Here is a 24,054-nt window from a genome sequence, read left to right as displayed (position 1 = left end):
AGAATCATGAGCACTCAGACCGAACAGGCGCTCCTGGACAGCATCCCCACCGGACTCTTCATCGGGGGCCAGTGGATCGACGGCGAGACCGGAGGCACCTTCGACGTGAAGGACCCCGCGACCGGTGCCGTGATCCGCACCATCGCCGACGCGACGCCCGGCGACGGCATCCGCGCTCTCGACGCCGCCGTCGCCGCCCAGGACGCCTGGGCCGCGACGGCTCCGCGCGTGCGCAGCGAGATCCTCCGCAAGTCCTTCGACCTCGTGCAGGAGCACAAGGAGGATCTGGCCCTTCTCATGACGCTCGAGATGGGCAAGCCGCTCGCCGAAGCACGCGGCGAGGTCGGCTACGGCGGGGAGTTCCTGCGCTGGTTCAGCGAGGAGGCCGTGCGCATCAGCGGTCGCTACGGCATCAACCCCGAGGGCACCGGCCACATGGTCGTGTCACAGCGCCCGGTCGGACCGTCGTTCTTCGTGACGCCGTGGAACTTCCCGTTCGCCATGGCCACCCGGAAGATCGCCCCGGCACTCGCAGCGGGCTGCACCGTCGTGATCAAGCCCCCGGCACTCACGCCCCTGACGACCATGTACTTCGTGTCGCTGCTCGAGCAGGCAGGGCTCCCCGCCGGTGTCGTGAACGTCGTGCAGACGTCGAAGTCCAGTGCGCTGTCGGCACCCATCATCGCCGACCCGCGCCTGCGCAAGCTCTCCTTCACCGGGTCGACCGAGGTGGGCCGCAAGCTCATCGCCCAGGCGGCCGAAGGCGTGCTGCGCGTGTCGATGGAACTCGGCGGCAACGCCCCGTTCGTGGTGTTCGACGACGCTGACCTCGACAAGGCCGTCGACGGCGCGCTGGCCGCGAAGTTCCGCAACATCGGCCAGGCCTGCACGGCCGCCAACCGCTTCATCGTGCACAAGGACGTCGCCGGCGAATTCGCCAAGCGCGTGACCGAGCGTGTCAACGGCATGAAGATCGGCCGCGGCACGGAAGAGGGCGTGGCGATCGGCCCGCTCATCGACGAGGACGCCGTGGCCAAGGCCGGCGAGCTCGTGGACGATGCGGTCGAACGCGGTGCGACCCTGCTCGCCGGCGGCAAGGCCGTCGAGGGCACCGGCACGTTCTACGAGCCCACCGTGCTCACCGACGTGGTCGCCGGAAGCGCGATCCTCCGCGAGGAGATCTTCGGACCGGTGCTCGCGATCGCGACCTTCGAGACCGAGGAGGAGGCCGTGCGCCTGGCGAACGACACCGAGTACGGACTCGTGTCCTACGTCTTCACCGAGAACCTGCAGCGCGGGCAGCGGATGATCGACGGGCTCGAGACCGGCATGATGGGTCTCAACGTGGGAGTGGTCTCCAATGCGGCCGCGCCCTTCGGCGGCGTCAAGCAGTCCGGCGTCGGCCGCGAGGGCGGCTTCGAGGGCATCCACGAGTACCTGTCCACCAAGTACACGCTGATCCCGGTCTCCTGATTCCCGATGCGGGGCCTGCGCCGTCGGGCCCCGCATCACCCAACGAGAGGACATGTCATGACCGACTACGCCGTCATCAACCCCGCCACCGGAGAGACGCTGGCGTCCTTCGACACCTTCACCGACGCTCAGATCGAAGAGGCCGTGGCCGCGGCCGACGAAGCCCACCGCGGGTGGTCGCGTTCGTCGACGGTCGCCGAGCGAGCGGCCCTCGTCCGCCGTGCGGCCGAGCTGCACCGGGAGCGCCGCGAGGAGCTCGCCGACATCTTCGTGCGCGAGATGGGCAAGCCCCGCGAGGCCGCTCTCGGCGAGGTCGACTTCGCCGCGGACATCGCCGAGTACTACGCCGACCAGGCGGAATCGATCATGGCCGACCAGCCGATCGCGATCCTGGGGGAGGGGTCGGCCATCATCCGTCGCTCCTCGCTCGGCCCGCTCGTCGGCATCATGCCGTGGAACTTCCCGGCGTATCAGATCGTGCGCTTCGCGGCTCCCAACCTGATCGTGGGAAACACGATCCTGCTCAAGCCCGCACCGCAGTGCCCGGAGTCGTCGACGGCGATCGAGAAGATCTATCACGATGCCGGCTTCCCGAAGGGCGCGTACCAGAACGTGCTGGCCACGAACGAGCAGATCGCGACGATGATCGCCGACCCGCGCGTGCAGGGCGTCTCCCTCACCGGCTCCGAGCGCGCAGGGGCGGCCGTCGCCGAGATCGCCGGTCGCAACCTCAAGAAGGTCGCGCTGGAGCTGGGCGGCTCCGACCCCTTCATCGTGCTGTCGACCGACGACCTCGACGCCACCGTCCAGGCCGGCGTCGATGCTCGTCTGGACAACAACGGCCAGGCCTGCAACGGCGCCAAGCGCTTCATCGTCGTCGACGACCTCTACGACGCGTTCGTGGAGAAGTTCACGGCGGCGATGGCGGCTGTCGAGGCGACCGACCCCATGCGCGACGACACGGTGCTCGGTCCGGTGTCTTCCGAGACCGCGGCGGAGAACCTGCAGAAGCAGATCGACCAGGCCGTCGAACAGGGTGCCACACTGCTCACCGGCGGCACCCGCGACGGTGCGTTCTTCGCCCCGACCGTGCTGGCCGATGTGACGCCCGAGATGAACGTCTACCGCGAGGAGCTCTTCGGCCCCGCCGCCGTCGTCTACCGGGTGGCGGACGAGGATGCGGCGGTCGAGCTCGCGAACGACACGACCTTCGGTCTCGGCTCCTACGTCTTCACGACGGACGCCGAGCAGGCCGAGCGCGTGGCCGACAAGATCGAGGCCGGTATGGTGTACGTCAACCTCGTGCTGGCGGACAGCCCCGAGCTGCCGTTCGGCGGCGTCAAGCGCAGCGGCACCGCCCGTGAGCTGGGCCACCTGGCCGCGGACGAGTTCGTCAACAAGAAGCTCATCCGCATCGGCTGATCGTACGACGGACGGCCCCTCGCAGAGCGCGAGGGGCCGTCCGCATGCCCGCCTCGTGTTGCGGGACGGATGCCCTGTCGGCGGGGACACCGGGTGAGGGACAATGGCGGCATGAGCGCGCACACCGACCCCATCGAGACGCTGACCACCGAACAGAGCTGGGAGCGGCTCCGCACGCAGGAGCTCGGACGACTCGTCACCCATGTGGGCGAGACGATCGACATCTTCCCCGTGAACTTCGTGGTGGACGGCGACGGCATCCTGTTCCGCACCGCTCCGGGCAGCAAGCTGTTCGAGCTCACGGTGAACACGGATGTGCTGTTCGAGGTCGACGACCATACCGACACGGATGCCTGGAGCGTGATCGTGAGAGGCCACGCGAGCGCGTTGGAGTCGGACGCCGACGTGCACAGGGCGGACGCGGCCGGCCTTCGCCCGTGGATACCCACCCTCAAGCGGGTCTACGTGCGTGTCGCCCCGACCTCGGTCTCCGGGCGCGCGTTCCGCCGCAGCGCCGAGCCCGAGCGCGACGGCCCCCAGGAGTACTGAGCGGTCGTCTGCTCATCGCCCTGCTCCGCGCCTCGAACCCGCACCCGGGCGTAGGGTCGAAGCATGGCAAACGTCGCTGAGAACATCGTCAAGACTCTGCACGCCAACGGGATCGACCGTGTCTACGGCATTCCCGGGGACTCGTTGAACGGCTTCACGGATGCGCTGCGCAAGGACGGCACGATCCGCTGGGTGCATGTGCGGCACGAGGAGTCCGCCGCCTTCGCCGCCGCCGCCGACGCCGCCACCACGGGCGAGCTCGCCGTCGTCGCGGGCTCCTGCGGGCCGGGAAACCTGCATCTCATCAACGGCCTGTACGACGCGAACCGCTCCCGCGTCCCCGTGCTCGCGATCGCCGCGCACATCCCCACGACCGAGATCGGCACCGGGTACTTCCAGGAGACGCACCCGCAGGAGCTCTTCCGCGAGTGCAGCGTGTACGTGGAGTACGTCGCCGACCCGAAGCAGATGCCGCGCCTGATGGAGATCGCCATGCGCGCAGCGATCGAGGAGCGCGGTGTCGCTGTTCTCGTGATCCCCGGCGACGTCGCCCTCGCCGACATCGCCGACGACCGCGCCGTCGTGATCGAGCGGGCCCGACCCGTGGTGGTCCCCAACGGCGCAGAGCTCGAGAAGGCGGCGACGCTGCTGAACGCGGCGAAGAACGTCACGATCCTGGCCGGCGCAGGGGTCGAAGGCGCGCATGACGAGGTGATCGCGCTCGCCGACAAGCTGGGTGCTCCCATCGTCCATGCCCTTCGTGGCAAGGAGTTCATCGAATACGACAACCCCTTCGATGTCGGGATGACGGGACTGCTCGGATTCGCGTCGGGTTACCGAGCGATGGAGGCCGCCGACGCGCTGCTCGTGCTCGGCAGCGACTTCCCGTACGAGCAGTTCTACCCCGACGGTGCCACGACGATCCAGGTCGACATCCGCGGCGCACAACTCGGCAAACGGCATCCGCTCGATCTGGGACTGGTCGGCGACGTCCGGGCCACGGCCGAGGCGCTGCTGCCGCGGATCGCGCGCAAGGACGACCGCGGCCACCTCGACGACGCGATCGCGCACTACCGCAAGACCCGCAAGAAGCTCGACGAGCTGGCGGTGCCGGCGAAGGGGAAGCGCCCCATCCATCCGCAGTACCTCGCCAGGCTCCTGGACGAGTACGCCACCGATGACGCGATCTTCACCGCCGATGTCGGGTCGCCGACCGTGTGGGCGGCGCGCTACCTCTCGATGACCGTGAACCGGCGCCTGATCGGCTCCTTCACGCACGGCTCCATGGCGAACGCGCTCATGCACGGCATCGGGGCCCAGGTCGCCCACCCCGACCGTCAGGTCGTCGCACTCGCTGGCGATGGCGGACTGGCGATGATGCTCGGTGAGCTGCTCACGCTGACGCAGAACAAGCTGCCGGTGAAGACGATCGTGGTCAACAACTCGTCACTGAACTTCGTCGAGCTCGAGATGAAGGCCGCCGGTTTCGTCACCTACGGCACCGGGCTGGACAACCCCAGCTTCGCCGCGATCGCCGAGGCCATGGGCATCTTCGCCCGCCGTGTGGAGCGCAGCGAAGACCTCCCCGATGCCGTGCGCGAGGTGCTCGCTCACGACGGTCCTGCCCTGCTCGACGTGGTCACAGAGCGTCAGGAGCTGTCCATGCCGCCGGCGATCGAGGCCGCGCAGGTCAAGGGCTTCGCGCTCTACGCGATCCGCACCGTGATGTCCGGGCGTGGGGACGAACTTCTCGACCTCGCGAAGGCGAACTGGCGCCAGCTCTTCTGAGCCGGCACCACGCCGGGATCCGATGCTCAGCTCTCCAGGTGGGCGCGGATCTCGGCGGCCTCGCCGTGCCGACCGAGCGCCTCGAGCACGTTGCCGAGCTCGAGGGCCGCGACCTGCAGGAGAGGCGGGTGGCCGGCCGCGTGATCGATCGCACTGCGGTACACCGGCACGGCGTCGGCTGAGCGGTCGTTGCCGGCGAGCACCCGCGCGGCGAACAGCTCGGAGCCTCCGGCCGCGCCCAGGTCTCCCAGCGCAGCGAAGCCGTCGGCAGCGGTGAGCGCGGCCGACACGGCCTCGTCGATGCGTCCGAGCTCAGCCAGAGCGCGTGCCCGTGAATCGGTGACATCGGCGAGCAGCCACCCGGCTTCGTGCTGCTGCGCGACGGCGGCGACTTCGTCGAAGAGAGCGAACGCCCGCTCGTCGCCGCGCCCGCCGTAGGCCTGCCCGAGGCTGTGCAGCACCTCGGTGAGCGCTCCGACGGCGTCCGGCGCGCGTCGGACGGTCTCGGCTGCGGATTCGAGCAGGGCGATCGCATCGTCGTGCTCGTCGAAGCGCGCGAGGATCTTCGCCTGCTCCGTCATCGCCATCGCCTGGTCGGCGTGCTCCTCGGCCTGCCCGAACAGCTCGGAGGCGTAGCCGTGGGCTCCCACCGACTGGCCGAATTCCCCGGCCGCACTCAACGCGCGGGCGAGCATCGAAGCGGTCATCGCCCGAGAACCGGCGGGGACGTCGGCCTCCTCCTCGCGCTGCAGCACGTCTCCGAAGAGTTCAGCGGCCTCCTCCGCATCACCGACCCGCAGCATGGCGCGGGCGAGTCGGAAGTCCAGTCCGGTCGTGTCGCCTCCTGCGTCGCCGCCGAGACGAGCGGCGAGGCGGTAGCGCGAGACGGCCTTCTCGGGCTCGTCGGCGTCTTCCCAGAGCGCGCCGGCGAGCAGGTGGGCGTCGCCGAGCGCACGGGTCGCCCCCAGCTCGGCGAGCAGGCGGCAGGACTCGTCGGCGTCGACCGCCCCCTCGGCATAGGTGCTGGTGCCACCGCGCACGCGTGCGCGGGTCTGCAGTGCCTGTGCGCGGTGCCCCGTGCTCAGGTCGTCCTGGGCGAGGAAGCGGTCAAGCAATGTGCTGCCGGCTTCGAGATCGCCCTTGCTCAGCACGGCCGAGATGGCCAGCAGCGTCGTGGTGTTCGTCAGGCGGGTGTCGTCCGCTTCGGCGAAGGACCGGGCGGCCACCTCCGCGTGGTCCAGTGCGGCGTCCGGCTCGCCGGACTGCAGGTGCAGGGCCGCCCGGCTGATGGCGAGATCACCGCGCGTCCACGCAGGAAGTTCGTCCGATGCGCCGATCGCCTCCTCCAGAGCGGCGGTCGTCTCCGGCGTGTTCAGGCCGAATGTCGCGAGTCCGATGCGCTCCTCGAGGTCGGCCTGCGTCTCGTGCCCAGCGGCGCGCAGTGCCGCGATGCGCTCCGGCAGCAGCTGCAGGGCCTCGTCCGCGCGCTCCAGTGCGACCAGGATCCCCAGCCGCATGGACAGCAGCTGGGCGCGCTTGGCGGGATCTTCGACCTCGAGGGCACGGGGCAGGGCTTCGAGCGTCTCGTGCTCGGCGCCGAACTGCGCGAGCTGCATGGCGCGCTCGAACCAGCCTTCCGCGTCGACCGGGGCGGTGGTGGAAGCAGGGGCGATGAAGGCGTCGGACCGGATCGGCACGTCGTAGCTCTCCTTCGCGAGTCCACGCATCCGCTGCAGACTGCGGGCGTGGCCCTCGGTGCCGTCGCGTTCGTCGAAGCCTCGGCCGATCCGCTCTGCGGCGGTCCACGAGGCGGCAGCCAGGTCGGCCGCGCCCCAGGCGCCGTCGTGCTCGCCGAAGAACGGCACGAGCGCGGGGGAGTCGGCTCCGCGCACCGGGGTGTCGCCGTGCCCGGCTGCCGTGACGCGGTCGAGCGCCACGGCGAGGGCGGCGAGGGCGGCGAAGTGCGCGTCGACGTTCAGGCCGTCGTGCGCGAGCCAGGAGATGTGCTTCTCGACCAGGGCGAGAGCACGCGCCTCGTTCCCGGTGAGGGCTGCGAACACGATGTTGTTGGCGACGATGCGCAGGTTGTCGGGGTTGTCCTTGGCGAGGCGGTAGCTGCGCAGGTGCGCGGTCTTCGCCTCTTCGAGGCGTCCGGCGCGCAGATAGGGGAGCAGCACGCGGGACAGTGCGTGCTCCGGCTCCTCGCCGCAGGAGAAGCCTCCTTCGATCATCTCCTCGACCAGTACGATCGCCTCGGCGTCGCGATCGGTGTCGGCGAAGAATCCGGCGAACTGGCTGCGCCCGCACGCGTCGCAGTGGCTGTGGTCGTCGCGCGGCGTGGCTTCGAGTTGCACGCGGAGCGCCTCGGCCTCATCCATGCGTCCGGCATCCCAGGCGTCTTCGAAACGAGCCGTGAGCACCCCGCTGACGCCGAGACCTGCGGCACGGTAGTGCGACTCCATGTCGTCCAGGACGGCGGCGATCTGCTCCTGCGAGAAAGCCGGAGATGACCGCAGCGACGAGGCCATCCATTTGAACTGCCACATCAGATCGGCGCCGCCGTTGTCGAGGTCGGCGGGGAAGCGCTGCGGGTCCGCGTCGTGATGCGCGAGGCACCACGCGAACGAGTTGAGCATGACGTCGGTCGCACCGTTCATGTTCGCCGAGGCCGTCTGGCGCATCCTGGCCTCGTACTCGAGCCGCTCGTCGCCGATCTCCACCGCGAGGGCCACCGCCTCGGAGACCAGAGCCTGTTCTGCGGGACCCCAGGGAGTGCGATCGATCTCCTCGATCAGCTGCTGGAAGCGCTTCTTCGGACGTGCCATGGACAAAGCCTTTCGGGAGGGTCAGCGGGCGTCGCCGAAGGGAAGGGTGTCTCCCTCCAGACCGGCCGAGAGCGAGACGAGGTCGGAGAGGGCGCTGGTCATCAGCGCCCGGTCGGCGTCGGCGAGCGGGTGATGCCCGGCCAGGAGAGCCTGGATGTAGAGCAGCTGCACGGTACGGGCGAAGACCGCCTCGTCCTGCACCCTGACCAGGGCGCGCACCACCCTGTTCGACCAGTTCAGGCACAACCGGGCGCTCAGATCCTCCTCCCTGGCGGAGGACAGGGTCTGGTCGATGCGGTCGAGCACGCCGCCCCAGAGCGATCCGGTGATGCCCTTCGTGCGGCTGCGGTCGATCGCCCTGAGCACCTCGGGGTCCGCCACGTAGAGGGCGGCGAGGTCCGGGCGGTCGATGGACCGCACGACCACTGAGCAGTCGGATGCCGCGAGCACCGCACCGGCACGGGCCTCGAGGGCGACCGCGGCGTCCCGGTCGTCGAGAGGCGGCGGGTCGAGTCGGTCGAGTTCGCCCGTGACGTCCACCTGCTCCACGGTGACGTGGGGGTAGAGGTCCGGCAGCATCCGGATGAGGTCGGAATCGTAGAGGTAGCCGCCGTTGACGAGCACCTCGTCTGCGGGAGAGATGCCTGCCACCTGCCGGAACTCGTCCACTGTCTGCGCGTACCTGATGTGCGGGTATCGCTCGACGAGGTCGCCGATGCGCACGGCGCCGTGCGTGGTCTCGACGGTCAGCCAGCGCGAGATGAAGTGGGCGAGTTCTTCGTCGTGGCGCACCAGCGACTTCAGCCCGACCTCGTGCACGGCGACGAACTGGGCGAGACGATGCGGTTCGCGCAGCCCCAGCTCCAGCACCCACCGGCGGATCCCGGCTCCCAGCTGCTCGCGCACGCGCTCGAGGGCGGCGTCGTCGACGAGCGATTCCCTGCTCGCGGTCGGGGCGAGTCCGGTGGAGTCGACCACGGCCCGCACGAAGAAGGCCCAGTCGGGGAGCACGTCGTCGACGCGTTCGGAGAGCAGCATCCGGCCGAGATACATGCGGGTCGCCTGGCGTGCGCCGGGAGGCGGGGCGAACGGCAGCACGTAGGCGAGGCCCCGGGTGCCCGTCGCCGGCTCGCTCAGCTCGATGACGTCGAGCGGGCTCGCGCCGAGAAGGTCGCGGCCGAAGTCGACGGCGGCCTCGGGGTGCTGTGCGGCGTGCAGGAACGGGGCGTCCCTGGTGATGTCGACGTCGCCGGCCGCGGTGTCGATCGTGACGCGCACGGGGAGGAATTCGCCGAACGTCGTGGCCAGCTCGCGCACGGCTGCGGGACGCAGCAGCTCGTCGGCGTCGAACCGCGGAACGAGGTGCACGCTGGTGCCGATCGGCAGCTCCTCGTCGATCTCCGTCACCTGGAACGTGCCGTCCGCGCTCCCCGTCCACTCGACCGAAGCGCCGCCGCGGGCGCTGCGGGAGCGGATGACGATCGTGTCGGCCACCATGAAGCAGCTCAGCAGACCGATGCCGAACTGGCCGAGATAGTCGCTGCGCGGGAGGTCGAAGATGTCGCGTTTGGAGCTGCGTCCGACGGTCGCCAGCAGGTCGGCGACCTCGGCGGAGGTCAGCCCCACCCCGTCGTCGCGCAGCACGAACTCGCCGTTCTCCGCGGTCAGCGGAGTGATCCGGATGCGCCCGCCGCCGCCGTCGACCTCCTGGCGGGCGGTGATCGCGTCGCGGGCGTTCTGCAACAGCTCCCGCAGGTACACGCGAGGACTGGAGTAGATGTGCCGACTGAGCAGATCGACGACTCCGCGCAGGTCCACCTGGAACTGCTGCACTTCAGCGCTCACCGGCGCTCCCTCCTCCTGCATACGCTCGCCGAGCCTAACAAGAACACGCCAACGCGATCCCGGTTCGGCGCCGCCGCATCGATGCCGTATGCTTGTGGGGCAGTTGTTCTCTGCATTCTTTCGCCGTGCCTGGGGTCTCCGGGTCGCAGTCGCGGTGGCAGGGTGGGGAGAGCACCCCGAGACCTTCCGGTCTCTAGGGCGGTAGCTCAATTGGCAGAGCAGCGGTCTCCAAAACCGCAGGTTGCAGGTTCGATTCCTGTCCGCCCTGCGCGTCAGCGCAACGCTGACACACGAAAGGTACATTCAGGATGGATCAGGACGAACCGCGCGGCGAGGTCGTCGCGGCCGGCGCCCCCCGCGAGAAGAAGGGCAACCCCTTCTCCCGGTTCTTCGGGAGCATCGCCCTGTTCATCCGCCAGGTCATCGCCGAGCTCCGCAAGGTCGTCACCCCGACTCGCAAGGAGCTGTTCAAGTTCACCGGGGTGGTGCTCGTCTTCGTGATCATCGTCATGGGCATCGTCTACGGCTTGGACACGCTGTTCGCGTTCGTGACGCACTGGGTGTTCGGAATCCCTGGCTGATGACCCCCGCGGCTCACGCCGCAGCTATGGAGAAGAAGCAAAGTGTCTGAACGATATTCCGACGACGCCGACTGGGCGACCGCCGCTGAGCAGTCCAGCGAGGAGGACGAGGCCCAGGAGGGCAACGTGCTCGCGCAGGAGGAGCTCTCGGTCACCTCGGCTGAGCACGTCGCTGTCCACGTCGAAGACGAGGACGGCGAAGAGGATGACGTGGTTGACACCGACATCGACATCGACGACCCGGAGGCGGACGCCATCGTGAACGACGCTCTCAACCTGGACGAAGCGGCTGAGTCCGAGGCCGCCGCCGAGGTTCTCAACGAATCCGTGGCCGAAGAGGTCGCCGAGCAGGAGGCGGAGGCGGCCGACGAGGTCACCCCGTACGACGGGCCCGACGTGAACGGCGAAGACGACCGTCCAGCGGCCGAGGACGCCGAGTCCGAGGACGACGCGGAGGAGGACCCGTACGAGGCCTTCCGCATGGACCTCCGCATGCTCCCGGGCAAGTGGTACGTGATCCACTCCTACGCCGGTTTCGAGCGCAAGGTGAAGGCCAACATCGAGCAGCGCAAGTCGACGCTCGAGGTCGAGGACGAGATCTACCAGGTCGAGGTCCCGATGGAAGACGTGGTCGAGATCAAGAACGGCCAGCGCAAGATGGTCACCCGCGTGCGCATCCCCGGCTACGTGCTGGTGCGCATGGAGCTCACGGAAGACACCTGGTCGGTCGTGCGCCACACCCCGGGTGTCACCGGCTTCGTGGGCAACGCCCACAACCCGACGCCGCTGCGCTTCGAAGAGGCCTTCAACATGCTGAAGTCGCTCGTCGAGGTCAAGGACGTGCCGACCGCCAAGAACATCGCGTCGAAGGGCGGGGTCGCCGTCGCTCGTCCGCTGCCCGCAGAGGTCGACTTCGAGGTCGGCGAGACCATCACGATCAAGGAGGGCTCGTTCGCGGGTCTTCCCGGTTCGATCAGCGAGATCAAGCCCGAGAGTGGCAAGCTCACGGTCCTCGTCTCCCTCTTCGAGCGCGAGACCCCGGTCGAGCTGTCGTTCGATCAGGTCACCAAGATGATCTGACACATCCGTCACGAGAACGGCCGTCCCTTTCGGGGCGGCCGTTCTGCATTGGTGCATCCGTCTCTCTGCTCCGGTCGCGATATGACAGCCCAGAACGGCATTCTGGCTGTCATATCGCGACCGGAACAGGGTAGGTCCGGCGACGTTCGTAGCTGCGCGCCGGATCGGGTAGACTTGTGTGGTTTGTGCGATAGCCCGCATGGGTCCCTGAGCTTGTCGAAGGGCGTGCAGACGACCACGTTCCGGAAACGCCGGATCCGTGGGAGAAGCGGGTGCTCCGGCATCCGCCTCGATGAAAGGAAAGAGAATGGCACCGAAGAAGAAGGTGACCGGCCTGATCAAGCTTCAGATCAACGCCGGTGCAGCCAACCCGGCGCCGCCGATCGGCCCCGCGCTCGGTCAGCATGGCGTCAACATCATGGAGTTCTGCAAGGCGTACAACGCCGCGACCGAGTCGCAGCGCGGCAACGTCATCCCCGTGGAGATCACCGTCTACGAGGACCGCAGCTTCACGTTCATCCTGAAGACCCCGCCGGCTGCGGAGCTCATCAAGAAGGCCGCAGGCGTGCCGAAGGGGTCGTCGACCCCGCACACCGTCAAGGTCGCGAAGATCACCAAGGACCAGGTCCGTCAGATCGCCGAGCAGAAGCAGGCCGACCTGAACGCGAACGACATCGAGGCCGCCTCGAAGATCATCGCCGGCACCGCCCGTTCCATGGGCATCACGGTCGAGGGCTGAGGAGAATAATCATGGCTACCAAGTCCAAGGCTTACAAGGCTGCCGCCGAGAAGATCGAGGCAGACCGTTTCTACACCCCGACCGAGGCAGTCGCCCTCGCGAAGGAGACCGGCTCGTCGAAGTTCGACTCGACCGTCGAGGTCGCGCTGAAGCTCGCCGTCGACCCCCGCAAGGCAGACCAGATGGTGCGCGGCACCGTCATCCTGCCCCACGGCACCGGTAAGACCGCCCGCGTCATCGTCTTCGCCACCGGCCCCGCGGCCGAGGCAGCGATCGCCGCAGGTGCAGATGAGGTCGGCGGCGCCGAGCTCATCCAGAAGGTCGCCGACGGTTGGACCAACTTCGACGCCGCCGTCTCCACCCCGGAGCTCATGGGCCAGGTCGGTCGTCTCGGAAAGGTGCTCGGACCGCGCGGTCTGATGCCGAACCCGAAGACCGGCACCGTGACCCCGAACCCGGCCAAGGCCGTCGAGGAGATCAAGGGCGGAAAGATCGAGTTCCGCGTCGACAAGCACGCCAACGTGCACTTCGTCGTGGGCAAGGCGTCTTTCACCGCCGAGCAGCTGGACGAGAACATCGGCGCAGCGCTCGAGGAGATCGTCCGCCTCAAGCCGTCGAGCTCGAAGGGCCGTTACATCCAGAAGGGTGCGGTGTCGACCACGTTCGGCCCCGGCATCCCGCTGGACGTCAACGCCATCTGAGTCTGGCTCGCAGAACACGCCCCCGGGTCCGCCCGGGGGCGTTTCTGCGTCTTCGAGGACCCGCGAAACGAAACGTCATCGGATGCGGGGAACCGACATGCGCCACGTACTGTGGGGGAGTTCCCGTGACGGTCGCGTAAACTCGCACCGCGCTTCACACCCCAGGAGGGTTCATGTCCCGTCGTCTCATCGCCGTCACCGCACTCGTCGCCGCTGCCGCGGTCCTGACCGCCTGCAGCGGGTCCAGCACTCCCGCGAGCACCTCGAGCTCCGGTGAGAGCTCCGCGAGCTCGGAGTACGGCCTGGCGAAGGACGGCGTCCTCACCGTAGGCACGGAGGGCACCTATCGCCCCTTCAGCTTCCACGGTGACAACGGGGCGGGCGACCTGACCGGCTACGACGTGGAGATCATCGAAGCCGTCGCGGACAAGCTCGGCCTCGACGTGAAGTTCGAGGAGACCCAGTGGGATGCGATCTTCGCGGGTCTCGACGCCGGCCGCTTCGACGTGATCGCCAACCAGGTCACGATCAACGACGAGCGTGAGGCCAAGTACCTCTTCAGCGCTCCGTACACCGTGTCTCCCGGCGTCATCGTCGTCGCTGAGGACGATGACTCCATCTCGTCGTTCGCCGATCTCGAGGGCAAGACCACCGCGCAGTCCCTGACCAGCAACTGGAATGACCTCGCGACCGAGTCCGGCGCCAAGGTGGAGGGCGTCGAGGGGTGGGCGCAGGCGGTCGAGCTGCTTCGTCAGGGCCGAGTCGACGCGACCATCAACGACAAGCTCACCTTCCTCGACTACGAGACCACCAACAGCCCGACCGGACTGAAGATCGCGGCCGAGACCGATGAGGCCGGCAAGTCGGCGTTCGCGTTCACCAAGGACAAGGAAGCCCTCGTCGCCGCGGTGGACGGGGCACTCGACGAGCTTCGCGCCGACGGCACCCTGGCGGAGATCAGCGAGAAGTACTTCGGCGAAGACGTCTCCCAGTAGTCGATGGAGAGTCCCTGGCAGCTGTTCCTGGATTCGCTCGGGCCGATCGCCTGGGCGGGTCTGACAGCGACGGTGCCGCTCGCGCTGGCGTCGTTCTCCCTGGGGTTGATCATCGCCATCGGCATCGCGCTGATGAGGATCTCGGTGAACCCGGTGCTCTCCGGCATAGCGCGGTTCTACATCTCCGTGATCCGCGGCACACCCCTGCTGGTGCAGCTGTTCGTGATCTTCTACGGCATGCCGTCGATCGGCGTCACGATCGATCCCTGGCCGAGCGCCATCATCGCGCTCTCGCTCAACGTCGGCGGATACGGCGCAGAGGTGGTGCGCGCCGCAATCCTCTCGGTCCCGAAGGGGCAGTGGGAGGCGGCGTACACGGTGGGCATGAACCGCACGCGCACGCTCACCCGCATCATCCTGCCGCAGGCCGCGCGCGTGTCCGTCCCGCCGCTGTCGAACACCTTCATCTCGCTGGTGAAGGACACCTCGCTCGCGTCGCTGATCCTCGTCACCGAACTGTTCAAGGTGGCGCAGCAGATCGCCTCGACGACGTACGAGTTCATGGTGCTGTACCTCGCTGCGGCGCTGGTCTACTGGGTGCTCTGCCTGGTGCTTTCATTCGGCCAGAGTGCCCTCGAGAGGAGGCTCGACAGCCGTGTCGCGCACTGAAAACACTTCGGAGGCGCTCCTCACCGCCCGCGGCCTGCGCAAGAGCTTCGGCGACAACGAGGTGCTCCGGGGGATCGACCTGACCCTGCACCGCGGCGAGGTCGTCGTGCTCATCGGCCCCAGCGGCTCCGGCAAGACCACGGTGCTGCGGGCCCTCAACGGTCTCGAGACGCCTGACGCCGGCACGATCGTGGTCGATGGCGGGCCCGAGATCGACTTCGCCCCCGCGGTGAAACCCTCGCCGCGCGTGCAGAAGCAGAAGCGGCTCGCGCTGCGGGACCGGTCCGCGATGGTGTTCCAGCACCACAACCTGTTCCCGCACCTCACTGTCCTGGAGAACGTCATCGAGGGTCCCTGGCGCGTGCAGGGGCGGCCGAAGAGTGAGGTCGTCGCGGAGGCGCTCGCCCTCCTCGATCGGGTGGGTCTGGCCGACAAGGCGGACGCCCGGCCGCATCAGCTCTCCGGCGGACAGCAGCAGCGCGTCGGGATCGTGCGGGCGCTCGCGCTCAAGCCCGACCTGCTGCTGTTCGACGAGCCGACGAGCGCGCTGGATCCCGAGCTGGTGGGGGAGGTGCTGCTCGTCATCAAGGAACTGGCCGACGAGAACTGGACCATGGCCGTGGTCACGCACGAGCTCAGCTTCGCGCGGGAAGCCGCGGATCACGTGCTGTTCATGGACGGCGGCGTCGTGGTCGAACAGGGCCCGCCCGCCCAGCTCTTCAGCGCACCCACGCACGAGCGTACGCAGCGGTTCCTCACCCGCATCATGCGTCCTCTCGACGGTGCATGAGCAGGGACGGCGCCTGAGCAGGGACAGCGCCTGAGCAGGGACAGCGCCTGAGCAGGGGCGCTGAGTCCGCGAGAGCCTCGCCTCTGTCGCGGATCGGTGAGAGGATGCCCTCGTGGGCACCATCGACGACTATCTCGTGGACCTCGAACCGGCCGATCGGGCCGCTGTCGATCGTGTCTACGCGGTCGCGCGCACGGAGGCGCCGGATGCGGAGCAGGGCAAGGGCTATGGGATGCCGGCGCTCGTGCACCACGGCAAGCCGCTGCTCTCGGTGATGCGGGCCAAGAAGCACATCGGCGTCTACCCGTTCAGCCCCGAAGCGGTCGCAGCCGTCGCCGACGCGCTCGGGAGCCACCCCGGAGCCAGCGTCGACAAGGGCACCATCCGGTTCCAGCCAGAGCATCCGATCCCGACCGACGTGCTGGAGACTCTCGTCCGCGCGCGTCTCGCTCAGATCGACGCCTCCTGATCCGTCACGCCCCCCGCACGGGGAGGACGAGACTGATCGCGATCGAGATCATGACGACGGCGATCACGGCGTCGAGGATGCGCCACGACCGCGGGGTGCGCAGCCATCGTCCGAGATAGCGCGCCCCGAAGCCCAGCGCGGTGAACCAGAGCAGGCTCGCGGCCATCGCCCCGACGGCGAAGAGCCAGCGCTGATCACCGTGGGTGGCCGCGATCGAACCGAGCATCAGCACCGTGTCGAGATACACGTGCGGATTGAGCCAGGTGAGCGCGAGGGTGGTGAGGATAACCGGCGCCAGCCGTGTGCGGGTCATCGTGGGCGTCGAGCCTCCGGCCGTCGGAGTGCCGAGTGCCGTGGAGTCCGTCGCGTCGACGTCGAGCTCCTCGCCGCCCCGCCAGGCCCTCCGCGCGGCGAGTGCTCCGTAGGTGAGCAGGAACAGCGCGCCCGCCCATCGTGCGACCACGACCAGCCAGGGCGCTGCGGAGATCACGAAGCCGAGGCCGGCGACCCCCGCGGCGATCAGCGCTGCATCGGAGAGTGCGCAGATGATCACGACGGCCAGGACGTGCTCGCGACGGATCCCCTGACGCAGCACGAACACATTCTGTGCGCCGATGGCGACGATGAGGGAGAGGCCGAGTCCGAGGCCGGCGAGAATCGTGAGCATGTGTCCAGCGTAGGAACGGCCGTACATGAAGAGAAGCGAAGATTCCTACGGAACCATTAGCATGGCTTATGTGCGAATCGATCCCGAACTCGCGAACACCCTCGCCGCGATCGTCGATGAGGGAACGCTGGACGCGGCGTCGAGGCGTCTGCAGATCACGCCGTCCGCGGTGAGCCAGCGATTGAAGACCCTCGAGCAGCAGCTCGGCCGCATCCTGGTGGTGCGCACCAAGCCCGCGCGCCTGACCGAGGCGGGGGAGGCCGTCGTCCGCCTGGCCAGACAGATCTCCCTGCTGGAGCATGATGCGCTCGCGGGGGTGGGCATCGACGACGCGGACGGCTCTCCACGCATCACGGTCCCTCTCGCAGTGAACGCCGACTCGATGGCGACGTGGTTCCTGGCCCCGCTCGCGCGACTCTCCGCCCAGCACGACATCGACTTCGACCTGCATCGCGACGATCAGAACTTCACGGCCCGACTGCTCGAATCGGGCGCGGTGATGGCGGCCGTCACGAGCGAGGAGACCCCCGTCGCCGGCTGCTCCGTCTCGCCGCTCGGGGTGCTCGAGTATCGTGCGATGGCCGAGCGGGAGTTCGCCGCACGCTGGTTCCCCGACGGGGCGACATCGTCCGCGCTGGCCGGGGCCCCGTTCGTCGACTTCGACCGCAGGGACACCCTGCAGCATGAGTGGCTCAGGGCGATGTCGGTCGAGCAGGCGGGCGTCCCGCGGCATTACGTCCCGGCGTCACACGACTACGCGCTGGCGGTCGCTCTGGGGCTCGGGTGGGGCATGGTGCCGGTGCTGCAGGATTCGGGTGGACTCGTGCCCCTGGGCGGCCCCGTGCTTCGGGTGCAGCTCTACTGGCAGCAGTGGAACCTGCGATCGGAGCTGCTCGACACGATCGCCGCGGAGGTCGCGGTCGAGGCTCGACGGGTGCTCGGTGCTCCTTCGCTCAGTCGGCCGCGTTCGTCCGCGGCGTCACCCCGGCCCCGAGGGCGTGCAGCAGCCGGGTGAGGTTCCCGATGTCCGTGAGGCTCCACTCCTGGAGCGTGCGCAGCAGCATGCCCTCCTGCGGCAGTCGCGCTGCGGACAGCTTCTCCGTGCCGAGCGGCGTGAGCTCGAGCAGGGAGGAGCGTCCGTCGGCGGGGTCGGCCATGCGTTCGATGAGACCGAGGTCCTCCAGCTCGCGCACTGTACGGCTCACCTGCCCCTTGTCCATGAGCATCCGCTCGGACAGCGCGGACACGGTCACCCGTTCGCACCGCGCGATCGTGGTGAAGATCTTGTAGGCGCCGGGCAGCAACCCGGGACTCACACGGTTCGCGTTCTCGGTGATCACGCGGCGGAAGTGCGTGATGAGCTCACCGAACTCCGCCTCGAGGGCGCGGACCGCTTCGGCCCGCGCCTCCGGGGTGTCCGCGTTGTCTGCGGTATAGGCGGTGTCTGGGGTGTCGTCAGCGTCGGGCATCGGAAGAGGAATCTCCGTGGTCGTCGGCGCGATCGATGACGCTCACCGCACCGGTCGTCGGAGCCCCGGAGAGTGCCTCCGCGTCGGCGATCGCGACGTCGGATGCCTCTGCCGCACGGCCGTCGGCGTTCTTCGCCGCATCCGCGTGGGCGCGCTCGGTCGTCGTCATCGTCGTCAGCGGTCGGTTCGGCAGGAACAGGATCGCCACGAGGCTGATCACGGCGAGCGGGATGCCGATCAGGAAAGCGTGCGAGATCGCCTGCGCGTAGAAGTCCTCGATGATCGAGCGCACCGGTTCAGGGAGCAGGCGCACCTCCGGCAGCGTCCCGCTGGACAGCTGCGCCGCGACCTCGGCACCCTTCTCGCCCAGCTGAGCGATCGCTGCTCCGATGCGCTCCTTGCCGTCGCTGAACAGACCGGTGAGGCTGTTCGCGAGCACTGCACCCATGACCGAGACGCCGATCGTGCCACCGAGGCTGCGGAAGAAGGTCACACCCGAGCTCGCGACGCCCATCTCACTGGGCTTGGTGACGTTCTGCACGATGAGCACGAGGTTCTGCATCGTCATGCCGACGCCGGCGCCCATCACGAACATGTAGATCGAGACGAGGACGAAGTTCGTGTCGTAGTGCAGGGTCGACAGCATCACCGAGCCGGCGATCAGCAGCACGGAGCCCAGGATCAGGTAGCCCTTCCACTTGCCGAACCGTGTGACGAGCTGGCCGATGACCATCGAGGCGATCAGAAGCCCTGCCATCATCGGCAGGGTCATGAGCCCGGCCTCTGTCGGCGTGGCGCCGCGGGACAGCTGCATGTACTGCGCGAGGTACACCGAGGTGCCGAACATCGCGACGCCGATCGAGATCGACGCGAGCACCGAGAGGGTGAACGTGCGGCCCTTGAACAGGGTGAGCGGGATGAGAGGCTCGCGCACCCTGAGTTCCACGATGATGAAGGCGATGGCCGAGACGATCGCGCCGCCGACCATGAGCACGGTCTGCGTGCTCCACCAGTCGAAGGTCGATCCCGCGTTGGTGATCCAGATGAGGATCAGCGAGACGGCCGCGGAGAGCAGTACGATGCCGACGTAGTCGATCGAGACCTTGCGGGTGCGTTCGGTGCTGATGTGCAGCGTCTTCTGCAGGATGATGAGCGCGGCGACAGCGAACGGCAGGGCGACGAAGAAGTTCCATCGCCAGTTCGCGACGTCCGTGATCCATCCGCCCAGCAGCGGGCCGCCCACCGTCGCGACGGCCATCACGGCGCCGAACAGGCCCATGTACCGGCCGCGTTCGCGGGGGCTGATGATGTCGGCCATGATCACCTGGCTGAGGGCCGCGAGTCCGCCGGCGCCGATGCCCTGGATGGCTCGGAACATGATGAGCGTGTTGGTGTCCTGCGCGAAACCGGCGGCGGCCGTCGCTCCGACGAAGACGACGATGGCGATCTGGATCAGCAGCTTGCGGTTGAAGAGATCCGCGAGCTTGCCCCAGATGGGCGTCGAGATCGCGGTGGTGAGCAGCGTCGCGGTGATGACCCACGTGTAGGCGGCCTGATCGCCGCCGAGGTCGTGCACGATGACCGGCATGGAGGTCGAGACCACCGTGGTGGCGATCATCGAGACGAACATGCCGAGCAGGAGGCCGGTGAGGGCTTCGAGCACCTGGCGATGCGTCATCTTGACGGGAGAATCCGGGGTCATGCCTGACCTTTCGCAGAGAGAAGGAGGGGATGCTGCGACGGCTCTGGCGCGCGCAAGATGGTTGAACTGCGTCAACTATACGCTGGTCGTTGATATAGGTCAACGATTGTCGGAGGTTCCTCCACTCTGCGCGGGATGAGCGAATCTCCTGCGCGAAATCGCCTTGTTCTGCGGATGGGGCGGGGAGAGGATGGCGCAAACGCGCGGATGCGGGGTCGTTGAGGGGTGACCGGAACAGAGACATTCACGCGGTTCTCGAAGTTCCTGAGGGGGAAACGACATGGCAACCAAGGCAACCCAGCGCAAAGTCCTGGCGGTATTGGCCGGAGGGCTCGTGCTCGGCATCGGCACGGCGGTGACGCTCGCGGTGTGGAACGATTCCGAGTTCGCGAACGGTACGTTCACCGCCGGCGCGTTCAACCTCCAAGGATCGACGGACGGCACCACGTATGCCGACCACAACTCCGCAGGCAGTGCAGCCACGCTCGCGTTCACGCTCCCCGCCGGGCTGGTGGGGAACATGTCGCCGACGAGCTCGGTGTATGCCGGATTCTGGGTGCGTCTTGCCGGGGGGACGACGACCGCAGCCAACCTCGTCGCCGACGGGACGACCGCCGACCCCGCAGCGAGTTCCAACACGGGACACCTGTCCTATTCGATCTATCAGCTCGCACCCGGCGCGACCTGCAACGCGGCGAGTGCCACCGGCACGCCGATCGCGACCGGGGCGACGCTCGACGTGCAGACCGGCGCGACGCAGGTGCCGCTCGCCGTCGGCAGCCCGACGACCGCTCCCGGCACGGCCGTGCAGCTCTGCTTCAAGGTGACGGCGGATGCGTCGCTCACGCCGAGCCTGGTGACCAACGCCACCTGGAAGTTCACGGCCACGTCGACGAGCTGAGTACGTGATGGTCACCCGCAGAGATGTGCGGGAGGGGCGGAGACTTCGATCGCGTCGACTGCGAGCCGTTCTCGCGGGCGGGCTCGTGCTCGGCATCGGCGCCGCCGCCACACTCGCCGCCTGGAACGACTCCGAGTACGGAACCGCGAACTTCACCGCGGGCCGGTTCGACATCGTCGGAGCCGTCGATGGAGCCGCGTTCTCGAGCCACGCGACCACGGGCGCGGCCGCGACCCTGAACTTCCAGCTCGCTCCGACCGCCATGGCACCGGGCAACTCCACCTATGCGTTGTTCAGCGTCAAGACGGCGAACCCCTCCGTCGCAGGAACCCTGCAGCTGTCGGCGGGGACCCCGGGAGGAACGGGACTCGCCGCCTATCTCACCTACGGAGTGCGGACGATCGCCGGCACCACCTGCAACGCGACCACGTACGCGGCCGGCACGTCGGTCGTGGCTGACGGATCGGCCCTCACCGCTGGCGGATCCGCGACGCAGGTCGTCACCGCGAACGGCTCCGCGCAGGTGAACTACTGCTTCGCCGTCACGCTCCCGCTCACTGCTGCGAATGCGGCGCAGGGCCTGACGATGACGCAGACCTGGCAGTTCCTCGGGACGTCGTCGTAGCAGCGATGCCAGGGAGAGGACGAGCACATGACGACCCCCACACGGCGGAGCCTGAGGGAGGACAAGACGTCCCTCGCCGCGGTCGAACCCCACGCGACCGCGGCGAGGGTACATTCCCGGATGCGACCGGGGCGCGTGATCGGCGACGTGCTGCTCTGGGCGGCTGCGATCGCCGGCGCCGTCTGCATCCTGCTCGTCGTGCTCGCTTTCACGGCGCAGATCACGCTCATCATGTTCCGCACCGGCTCGATGTCGCCCACGATCCCCGCCGGTTCCGTCGCAGTGGTGCAGCGCGTGCCCGCGAGCGAGGTGGTGGTCGGTGATGTGGTCACGGTCGATCGCGAGGGGGAGCTCCCCGTCACCCACCGTGTCACCTCCGTCGTCGCGGGTGCGAGTGCGCAGGAGCGGGTGATCACGATGCGAGGGGATGCGAACGCGGCGGAGGATCCCTTCCCGTACACGGTCTCCTCGGTCAGGAAGGTGCTCTTTGCGGTTCCGGGGGTCGCGTCGATCATCGCCGGCATGGGCAATCCGATGGTGCTGGGAGTCCTGACCGTCGCGGCGACGTCGCTCGTCGTCTGGGCATTCTGGCCGCGCGAGCAGCGCCGAGCCGCTCGCGATCCCGACGGGAACGGCCCATGAGGCGCGCGCTCGCCGCGGTCCTGCTCGCGGTCGCCGTGATCGTGACGCCGGGCGCGGCCTGGGCGGCGCCCACGACGCAGGTCATCCAGGGGTCGGTTCTCCGTCTGGTCTCCGTCGCGGACTGGGCAGCGGCCGGCAGCCTGCTGCCGGGGGAGCCGGTGCAGTGGGACATCGAGGTGAGTGCTGACGCACCGGATCCGGGAGTGATCAGGATCGCCGTGAGCGCGACAGGTGAGGCACACCTGCTCCTGGACATCTCGACGTGCGCGGAGGCATGGACGGAGAGCGGATGCCCGGGTGGCGCGACGGCTCTGCGCACACGGTGGGACGTTCCGCGCGACGGCGCCGAGGTTCCGCTCCTGCAGGTCGCTGACACCGAGACGACACACCTCCGCCTCGCCATCGTCCTCGATCCCATGGGCGGTTCGGGTGCCGGCAGCACCGATGTCCGCGTGCACGCGCAGGGTGCGGGGGAGACGGTGGTCGCGGGGTCCGACGGTGATCTGGCGACGACGGGACCTCCCGCCGCGGCGCCGTGGATCGTCGGCGCCGGTGCTGGCCTCATCGGGTCGGGTGCCGTGCTGGTGCTCCACCGCCGACGCGCTGCTTCGGGGCAGGGGGGTGCGAGATGAGGCCTCGTGAGCGTGGACGGATCCTCGCCGGAGTCGTCGGGCTCGCGGTGCTCCTCGGCGTCGCATCGTCTCCGTCGGTGCAGATGACCGATGCCGCCTTCACCGACAGCGAGTACGCGACACGATCGTTCACGGCATCGACGCTGGCGACTCCCGTGGTGACCTCGTGCACGGTCACGAGTTTTCTCGGAACGTTCACCGGCTTCACGATCACCTGGACCTCGCCGTACCTGACGGCGCAGCAGCGGCTGTCGATCAACAACGTCGTCGTCGACAACAGCAACGTCACGCAGAGCGGTTCCGGCCCGTACACCTACTCGTCGACGATCAGCTCCGGGCTTCTGAACACGCTGCTCGGAAGCCTGCTGGGCTCGACGAACACCGTCAAGGTCGAGAGCATCTACGCAGGAACGTCGTGGGTGTCACCGGCGGCGACGCGCACACTGTCGGTCGGCGGTCTGCTCGGCCTCGGAGGCAACAACACCTGCACCTGAGGCCGGCGGACGCGGTGGTGGGAGTCAGCCGTGCCGGGTCGGTCGTGCCGGGTCGGTCGTGCCGGGTCGGTCGTGCCGGGTCGGTCGTGCCGGGTCAGTCAGTCGGCGAACTCGTCAGTCGGCGAGGGCGAGAGCGCGGAAGGCGTCGCGCTCTCGAAGCTGCTCTCGGCGGCTGGCGGCGGCGTCCACGATCCGGTTCGGAACCTGCTGTCCTGTGGTGCGGCGGTAGAGCTCGTCGATGAGGTCGGTGGCGAGCCCGACGAGCTTGGCGATCTCGCGGTCGTCGCGGTCGATCCACACGCAGCGCGGCTCGTCGTGGATCGGTGCGAAGTCGACGTGCTCCTCCCACACGAACAGCGTGCGTTCAGCGCCGAGGACGTGCTGTTGCCACCAGATCTGACGGAGGTAGGTGCGCGGGATGCCGCGGAAAGGCTTGTTCGTGGTCTTGATCTCGGCGAGCTTCACGCGCCCGTCCGCGTCGACCGCGATGCCGTCGGGTGTGGCGAGATGACGATGCTCGACCTCGGCGCGGAACAGCGCGGACGAGGGGAGGATGCCATGGGTGGCCGCCACCCAGGCTGCGATCTCGGGTTCGCGTCGGCGGCCATGATCCGTGTACGCGTTGCCGCCGAAGCGCGGTCCGCCACCGAGCTTCGAGTCCGCGGCCCTGGCGATCGACTTCTCGGAGGTGAGTCCGGCCACGTCGGTCGCCGTGATGCCCCGGGATCGAGCTCTCAACCACGCCACGCGGTCGCGGGAATCCGCGACGATGCGTGCAGAGAGTTCCGGGGTCACCCTTCGACCCTAACCCCGCCCGCGGACCCTCCCCGCCCTCACACGCCGCCCCCGCCCCCCTCGCCCCCGCCTCCCTCCGGCGTCGAGACCCAAGGTGGTCGCCGATACCCACGCTCGCAGTCGCGCGGGGGCGTGGGTCTCGACGATAGGCATGGGTCCGGGGCCGCCAGGTAGGCAGGTGCGCCGCCGACTGATGTTCTG

24 protein-coding genes and 1 tRNA gene are annotated in these 24,054 nt (G+C 68.5%); 19 read left to right on the top strand and 6 right to left on the bottom strand.

The genetic code is table 11. The features are described 5' to 3' along the window. The first annotated feature begins 6 nt into the window (after nucleotides 1-6). The 4 genes from AB4070_RS07905 to poxB all read left to right on the top strand — a co-directional run bounded on the left by AB4070_RS07905 (nucleotide 7) and on the right by poxB (nucleotide 5,232). Nucleotides 7-1,473 carry an NAD-dependent succinate-semialdehyde dehydrogenase gene (locus AB4070_RS07905; RefSeq protein WP_378874271.1) on the top strand — a complete coding sequence of 489 codons (1,467 nt, stop codon included), beginning with the start codon at nucleotides 7-9 and terminating at the stop codon, nucleotides 1,471-1,473. Between the two features lie 57 nt (nucleotides 1,474-1,530). Continuing rightward, nucleotides 1,531-2,895: an NAD-dependent succinate-semialdehyde dehydrogenase gene (locus AB4070_RS07900; protein ID WP_441979615.1), complete on the top strand. Its 1,365-nt coding sequence runs from the start codon at nucleotides 1,531-1,533 to the stop codon at nucleotides 2,893-2,895. Between the two features lie 111 nt (nucleotides 2,896-3,006). Next, nucleotides 3,007-3,444, top strand: a complete 438-nt coding sequence (locus AB4070_RS07895) for a pyridoxamine 5'-phosphate oxidase family protein (protein WP_441979614.1) — start codon at nucleotides 3,007-3,009, stop codon at nucleotides 3,442-3,444. A 63-nt stretch (nucleotides 3,445-3,507) separates the two neighbouring features. Continuing rightward, the gene (gene poxB, locus AB4070_RS07890) at nucleotides 3,508-5,232 is read left to right on the top strand and encodes a ubiquinone-dependent pyruvate dehydrogenase (protein WP_441979613.1); all 1,725 of its coding nucleotides are present in this window, start codon (nucleotides 3,508-3,510) and stop codon (nucleotides 5,230-5,232) included. 26 nt (nucleotides 5,233-5,258) lie between these two features. Here poxB and AB4070_RS07885 read toward each other — a convergent pair whose 3' ends face one another. Continuing rightward, nucleotides 5,259-8,057, bottom strand: coding sequence for a hypothetical protein (locus tag AB4070_RS07885; protein ID WP_441979612.1), 2,799 nt, complete (start codon nucleotides 8,055-8,057; stop codon nucleotides 5,259-5,261). A gap of 21 nt (nucleotides 8,058-8,078) precedes the next feature. Then, entirely contained in the window at nucleotides 8,079-9,902 is a 1,824-nt protein-coding gene (locus AB4070_RS07880) for an HSP90 family protein (protein ID WP_441979611.1), read from the bottom strand. A 195-nt stretch (nucleotides 9,903-10,097) separates the two neighbouring features. Between AB4070_RS07880 and AB4070_RS07875 the strand changes: the two genes are divergently transcribed. The 9 genes from AB4070_RS07875 to AB4070_RS07835 all read left to right on the top strand — a co-directional run bounded on the left by AB4070_RS07875 (nucleotide 10,098) and on the right by AB4070_RS07835 (nucleotide 15,926). Continuing rightward, nucleotides 10,098-10,170, top strand: a tRNA-Trp gene (locus AB4070_RS07875). A 40-nt stretch (nucleotides 10,171-10,210) separates the two neighbouring features. Then, on the top strand, nucleotides 10,211-10,483 hold the full coding sequence (gene secE / locus AB4070_RS07870; RefSeq protein WP_441979610.1) for a preprotein translocase subunit SecE: 273 nt from the start codon (nucleotides 10,211-10,213) through the stop codon (nucleotides 10,481-10,483). 42 nt (nucleotides 10,484-10,525) lie between these two features. Then, the gene (gene nusG, locus AB4070_RS07865) at nucleotides 10,526-11,563 is read left to right on the top strand and encodes a transcription termination/antitermination protein NusG (RefSeq protein WP_282848591.1); all 1,038 of its coding nucleotides are present in this window, start codon (nucleotides 10,526-10,528) and stop codon (nucleotides 11,561-11,563) included. A gap of 307 nt (nucleotides 11,564-11,870) precedes the next feature. Further along, complete coding sequence (gene rplK / locus AB4070_RS07860) at nucleotides 11,871-12,302, top strand: 50S ribosomal protein L11 (protein ID WP_050722550.1); 432 nt, start codon at nucleotides 11,871-11,873, stop codon at nucleotides 12,300-12,302. Between the two features lie 11 nt (nucleotides 12,303-12,313). After that, complete coding sequence (rplA, locus tag AB4070_RS07855) at nucleotides 12,314-13,003, top strand: 50S ribosomal protein L1 (RefSeq protein WP_046747865.1); 690 nt, start codon at nucleotides 12,314-12,316, stop codon at nucleotides 13,001-13,003. Between the two features lie 173 nt (nucleotides 13,004-13,176). After that, entirely contained in the window at nucleotides 13,177-13,998 is an 822-nt protein-coding gene (locus tag AB4070_RS07850) for an amino acid ABC transporter substrate-binding protein (RefSeq protein WP_441979609.1), read from the top strand. A gap of 3 nt (nucleotides 13,999-14,001) precedes the next feature. After that, the gene (locus AB4070_RS07845) at nucleotides 14,002-14,667 is read left to right on the top strand and encodes an amino acid ABC transporter permease (RefSeq protein ID WP_441979608.1); all 666 of its coding nucleotides are present in this window, start codon (nucleotides 14,002-14,004) and stop codon (nucleotides 14,665-14,667) included. Further along, nucleotides 14,654-15,457 (top strand): amino acid ABC transporter ATP-binding protein, encoded by an 804-nt coding sequence (locus AB4070_RS07840; protein ID WP_441979607.1) that lies wholly within the window; start codon nucleotides 14,654-14,656, stop codon nucleotides 15,455-15,457. The genes AB4070_RS07845 and AB4070_RS07840 overlap by 14 nt, the downstream gene beginning before the upstream one ends. Before the next feature lie 112 nt (nucleotides 15,458-15,569). After that, entirely contained in the window at nucleotides 15,570-15,926 is a 357-nt protein-coding gene (locus AB4070_RS07835; RefSeq protein WP_441979606.1) for an iron chaperone, read from the top strand. A 4-nt stretch (nucleotides 15,927-15,930) separates the two neighbouring features. On the opposite strand, the gene lysE is transcribed toward AB4070_RS07835, so the two are convergent. Beyond that, nucleotides 15,931-16,593, bottom strand: a complete 663-nt coding sequence (lysE, locus tag AB4070_RS07830; RefSeq protein WP_441979605.1) for an L-lysine exporter — start codon at nucleotides 16,591-16,593, stop codon at nucleotides 15,931-15,933. A 70-nt stretch (nucleotides 16,594-16,663) separates the two neighbouring features. Here lysE and AB4070_RS07825 point away from each other — a divergent pair, with 70 nt between their 5' ends. Beyond that, entirely contained in the window at nucleotides 16,664-17,608 is a 945-nt protein-coding gene (locus AB4070_RS07825) for a LysR family transcriptional regulator ArgP (protein ID WP_441979604.1), read from the top strand. On the opposite strand, the gene AB4070_RS07820 is transcribed toward AB4070_RS07825, so the two are convergent. Next, nucleotides 17,547-18,062 carry a MarR family winged helix-turn-helix transcriptional regulator gene (locus AB4070_RS07820; RefSeq protein ID WP_441979603.1) on the bottom strand — a complete coding sequence of 172 codons (516 nt, stop codon included), beginning with the start codon at nucleotides 18,060-18,062 and terminating at the stop codon, nucleotides 17,547-17,549. The two genes, AB4070_RS07825 and AB4070_RS07820, sit on opposite strands and share 62 nt — an antisense overlap. Then, on the bottom strand, nucleotides 18,049-19,764 hold the full coding sequence (locus AB4070_RS07815) for an MDR family MFS transporter (protein ID WP_441979602.1): 1,716 nt from the start codon (nucleotides 19,762-19,764) through the stop codon (nucleotides 18,049-18,051). Before AB4070_RS07815 ends, AB4070_RS07820 begins: the two co-directional genes overlap by 14 nt. A gap of 280 nt (nucleotides 19,765-20,044) precedes the next feature. On the opposite strand from AB4070_RS07815, the gene AB4070_RS07810 reads away from it, so the two are divergent. The 5 genes from AB4070_RS07810 to AB4070_RS07790 are packed head-to-tail and all read left to right on the top strand — an operon-like array spanning nucleotide 20,045 to nucleotide 23,058. Next, on the top strand, nucleotides 20,045-20,665 hold the full coding sequence (locus AB4070_RS07810; protein WP_046747874.1) for a SipW-dependent-type signal peptide-containing protein: 621 nt from the start codon (nucleotides 20,045-20,047) through the stop codon (nucleotides 20,663-20,665). 7 nt (nucleotides 20,666-20,672) lie between these two features. Further along, on the top strand, nucleotides 20,673-21,290 hold the full coding sequence (locus tag AB4070_RS07805) for a SipW-dependent-type signal peptide-containing protein (RefSeq protein ID WP_441979601.1): 618 nt from the start codon (nucleotides 20,673-20,675) through the stop codon (nucleotides 21,288-21,290). A gap of 27 nt (nucleotides 21,291-21,317) precedes the next feature. Next, nucleotides 21,318-21,932 carry a signal peptidase I gene (locus AB4070_RS07800; protein ID WP_441979600.1) on the top strand — a complete coding sequence of 205 codons (615 nt, stop codon included), beginning with the start codon at nucleotides 21,318-21,320 and terminating at the stop codon, nucleotides 21,930-21,932. Beyond that, complete coding sequence (locus AB4070_RS07795; protein ID WP_441979599.1) at nucleotides 21,929-22,564, top strand: hypothetical protein; 636 nt, start codon at nucleotides 21,929-21,931, stop codon at nucleotides 22,562-22,564. The genes AB4070_RS07800 and AB4070_RS07795 overlap by 4 nt, the downstream gene beginning before the upstream one ends. Beyond that, the gene (locus tag AB4070_RS07790) at nucleotides 22,561-23,058 is read left to right on the top strand and encodes a hypothetical protein (RefSeq protein ID WP_441979598.1); all 498 of its coding nucleotides are present in this window, start codon (nucleotides 22,561-22,563) and stop codon (nucleotides 23,056-23,058) included. Before AB4070_RS07795 ends, AB4070_RS07790 begins: the two co-directional genes overlap by 4 nt. Nucleotides 23,059-23,172: 114 nt before the next feature. Here the strand turns inward: AB4070_RS07790 and AB4070_RS07785 are convergent, their stop codons facing one another. Further along, on the bottom strand, nucleotides 23,173-23,853 hold the full coding sequence (locus AB4070_RS07785) for a YqaJ viral recombinase family protein (RefSeq protein ID WP_046747878.1): 681 nt from the start codon (nucleotides 23,851-23,853) through the stop codon (nucleotides 23,173-23,175). Between the last annotated feature and the right edge of the window lie 201 nt (nucleotides 23,854-24,054).

It is taken from the genome of Microbacterium sp. 2RAF4 (genome assembly GCF_052115285.1).
In the GTDB taxonomy this organism is placed as follows: domain Bacteria; phylum Actinomycetota; class Actinomycetes; order Actinomycetales; family Microbacteriaceae; genus Microbacterium; species Microbacterium oxydans.
The sequence above is the reverse complement of the archived record's forward strand: the minus strand, read 5'-3'. Positions and strand labels throughout refer to the sequence as shown.

Bases quoted from the DNA above. Each gene is read 5' to 3' on its own strand.
- AB4070_RS07905 (WP_378874271.1), top strand. From the start codon at position 7: ATGAGCACTCAGACCGAACAGGCGCTCCTGGACAGCATCCCCACCGGA.
- AB4070_RS07900 (WP_441979615.1), top strand. From the start codon at position 1,531: ATGACCGACTACGCCGTCATCAACCCCGCCACCGGAGAGACGCTGGCG.
- AB4070_RS07895 (WP_441979614.1), top strand. From the start codon at position 3,007: ATGAGCGCGCACACCGACCCCATCGAGACGCTGACCACCGAACAGAGC.
- poxB (WP_441979613.1), top strand. From the start codon at position 3,508: ATGGCAAACGTCGCTGAGAACATCGTCAAGACTCTGCACGCCAACGGG.
- AB4070_RS07885 (WP_441979612.1), bottom strand. From the start codon at position 8,057: ATGGCACGTCCGAAGAAGCGCTTCCAGCAGCTGATCGAGGAGATCGAT.
- secE (WP_441979610.1), top strand. From the start codon at position 10,211: ATGGATCAGGACGAACCGCGCGGCGAGGTCGTCGCGGCCGGCGCCCCC.
- rplK (WP_050722550.1), top strand. From the start codon at position 11,871: ATGGCACCGAAGAAGAAGGTGACCGGCCTGATCAAGCTTCAGATCAAC.
- rplA (WP_046747865.1), top strand. From the start codon at position 12,314: ATGGCTACCAAGTCCAAGGCTTACAAGGCTGCCGCCGAGAAGATCGAG.
- AB4070_RS07850 (WP_441979609.1), top strand. From the start codon at position 13,177: ATGTCCCGTCGTCTCATCGCCGTCACCGCACTCGTCGCCGCTGCCGCG.
- AB4070_RS07845 (WP_441979608.1), top strand. From the start codon at position 14,002: ATGGAGAGTCCCTGGCAGCTGTTCCTGGATTCGCTCGGGCCGATCGCC.
- lysE (WP_441979605.1), bottom strand. From the start codon at position 16,593: ATGCTCACGATTCTCGCCGGCCTCGGACTCGGCCTCTCCCTCATCGTC.
- AB4070_RS07820 (WP_441979603.1), bottom strand. From the start codon at position 18,062: ATGCCCGACGCTGACGACACCCCAGACACCGCCTATACCGCAGACAAC.
- AB4070_RS07815 (WP_441979602.1), bottom strand. From the start codon at position 19,764: ATGACCCCGGATTCTCCCGTCAAGATGACGCATCGCCAGGTGCTCGAA.
- AB4070_RS07810 (WP_046747874.1), top strand. From the start codon at position 20,045: ATGGCAACCAAGGCAACCCAGCGCAAAGTCCTGGCGGTATTGGCCGGA.
- AB4070_RS07805 (WP_441979601.1), top strand. From the start codon at position 20,673: ATGGTCACCCGCAGAGATGTGCGGGAGGGGCGGAGACTTCGATCGCGT.
- AB4070_RS07800 (WP_441979600.1), top strand. From the start codon at position 21,318: ATGACGACCCCCACACGGCGGAGCCTGAGGGAGGACAAGACGTCCCTC.
- AB4070_RS07795 (WP_441979599.1), top strand. From the start codon at position 21,929: ATGAGGCGCGCGCTCGCCGCGGTCCTGCTCGCGGTCGCCGTGATCGTG.
- AB4070_RS07790 (WP_441979598.1), top strand. From the start codon at position 22,561: ATGAGGCCTCGTGAGCGTGGACGGATCCTCGCCGGAGTCGTCGGGCTC.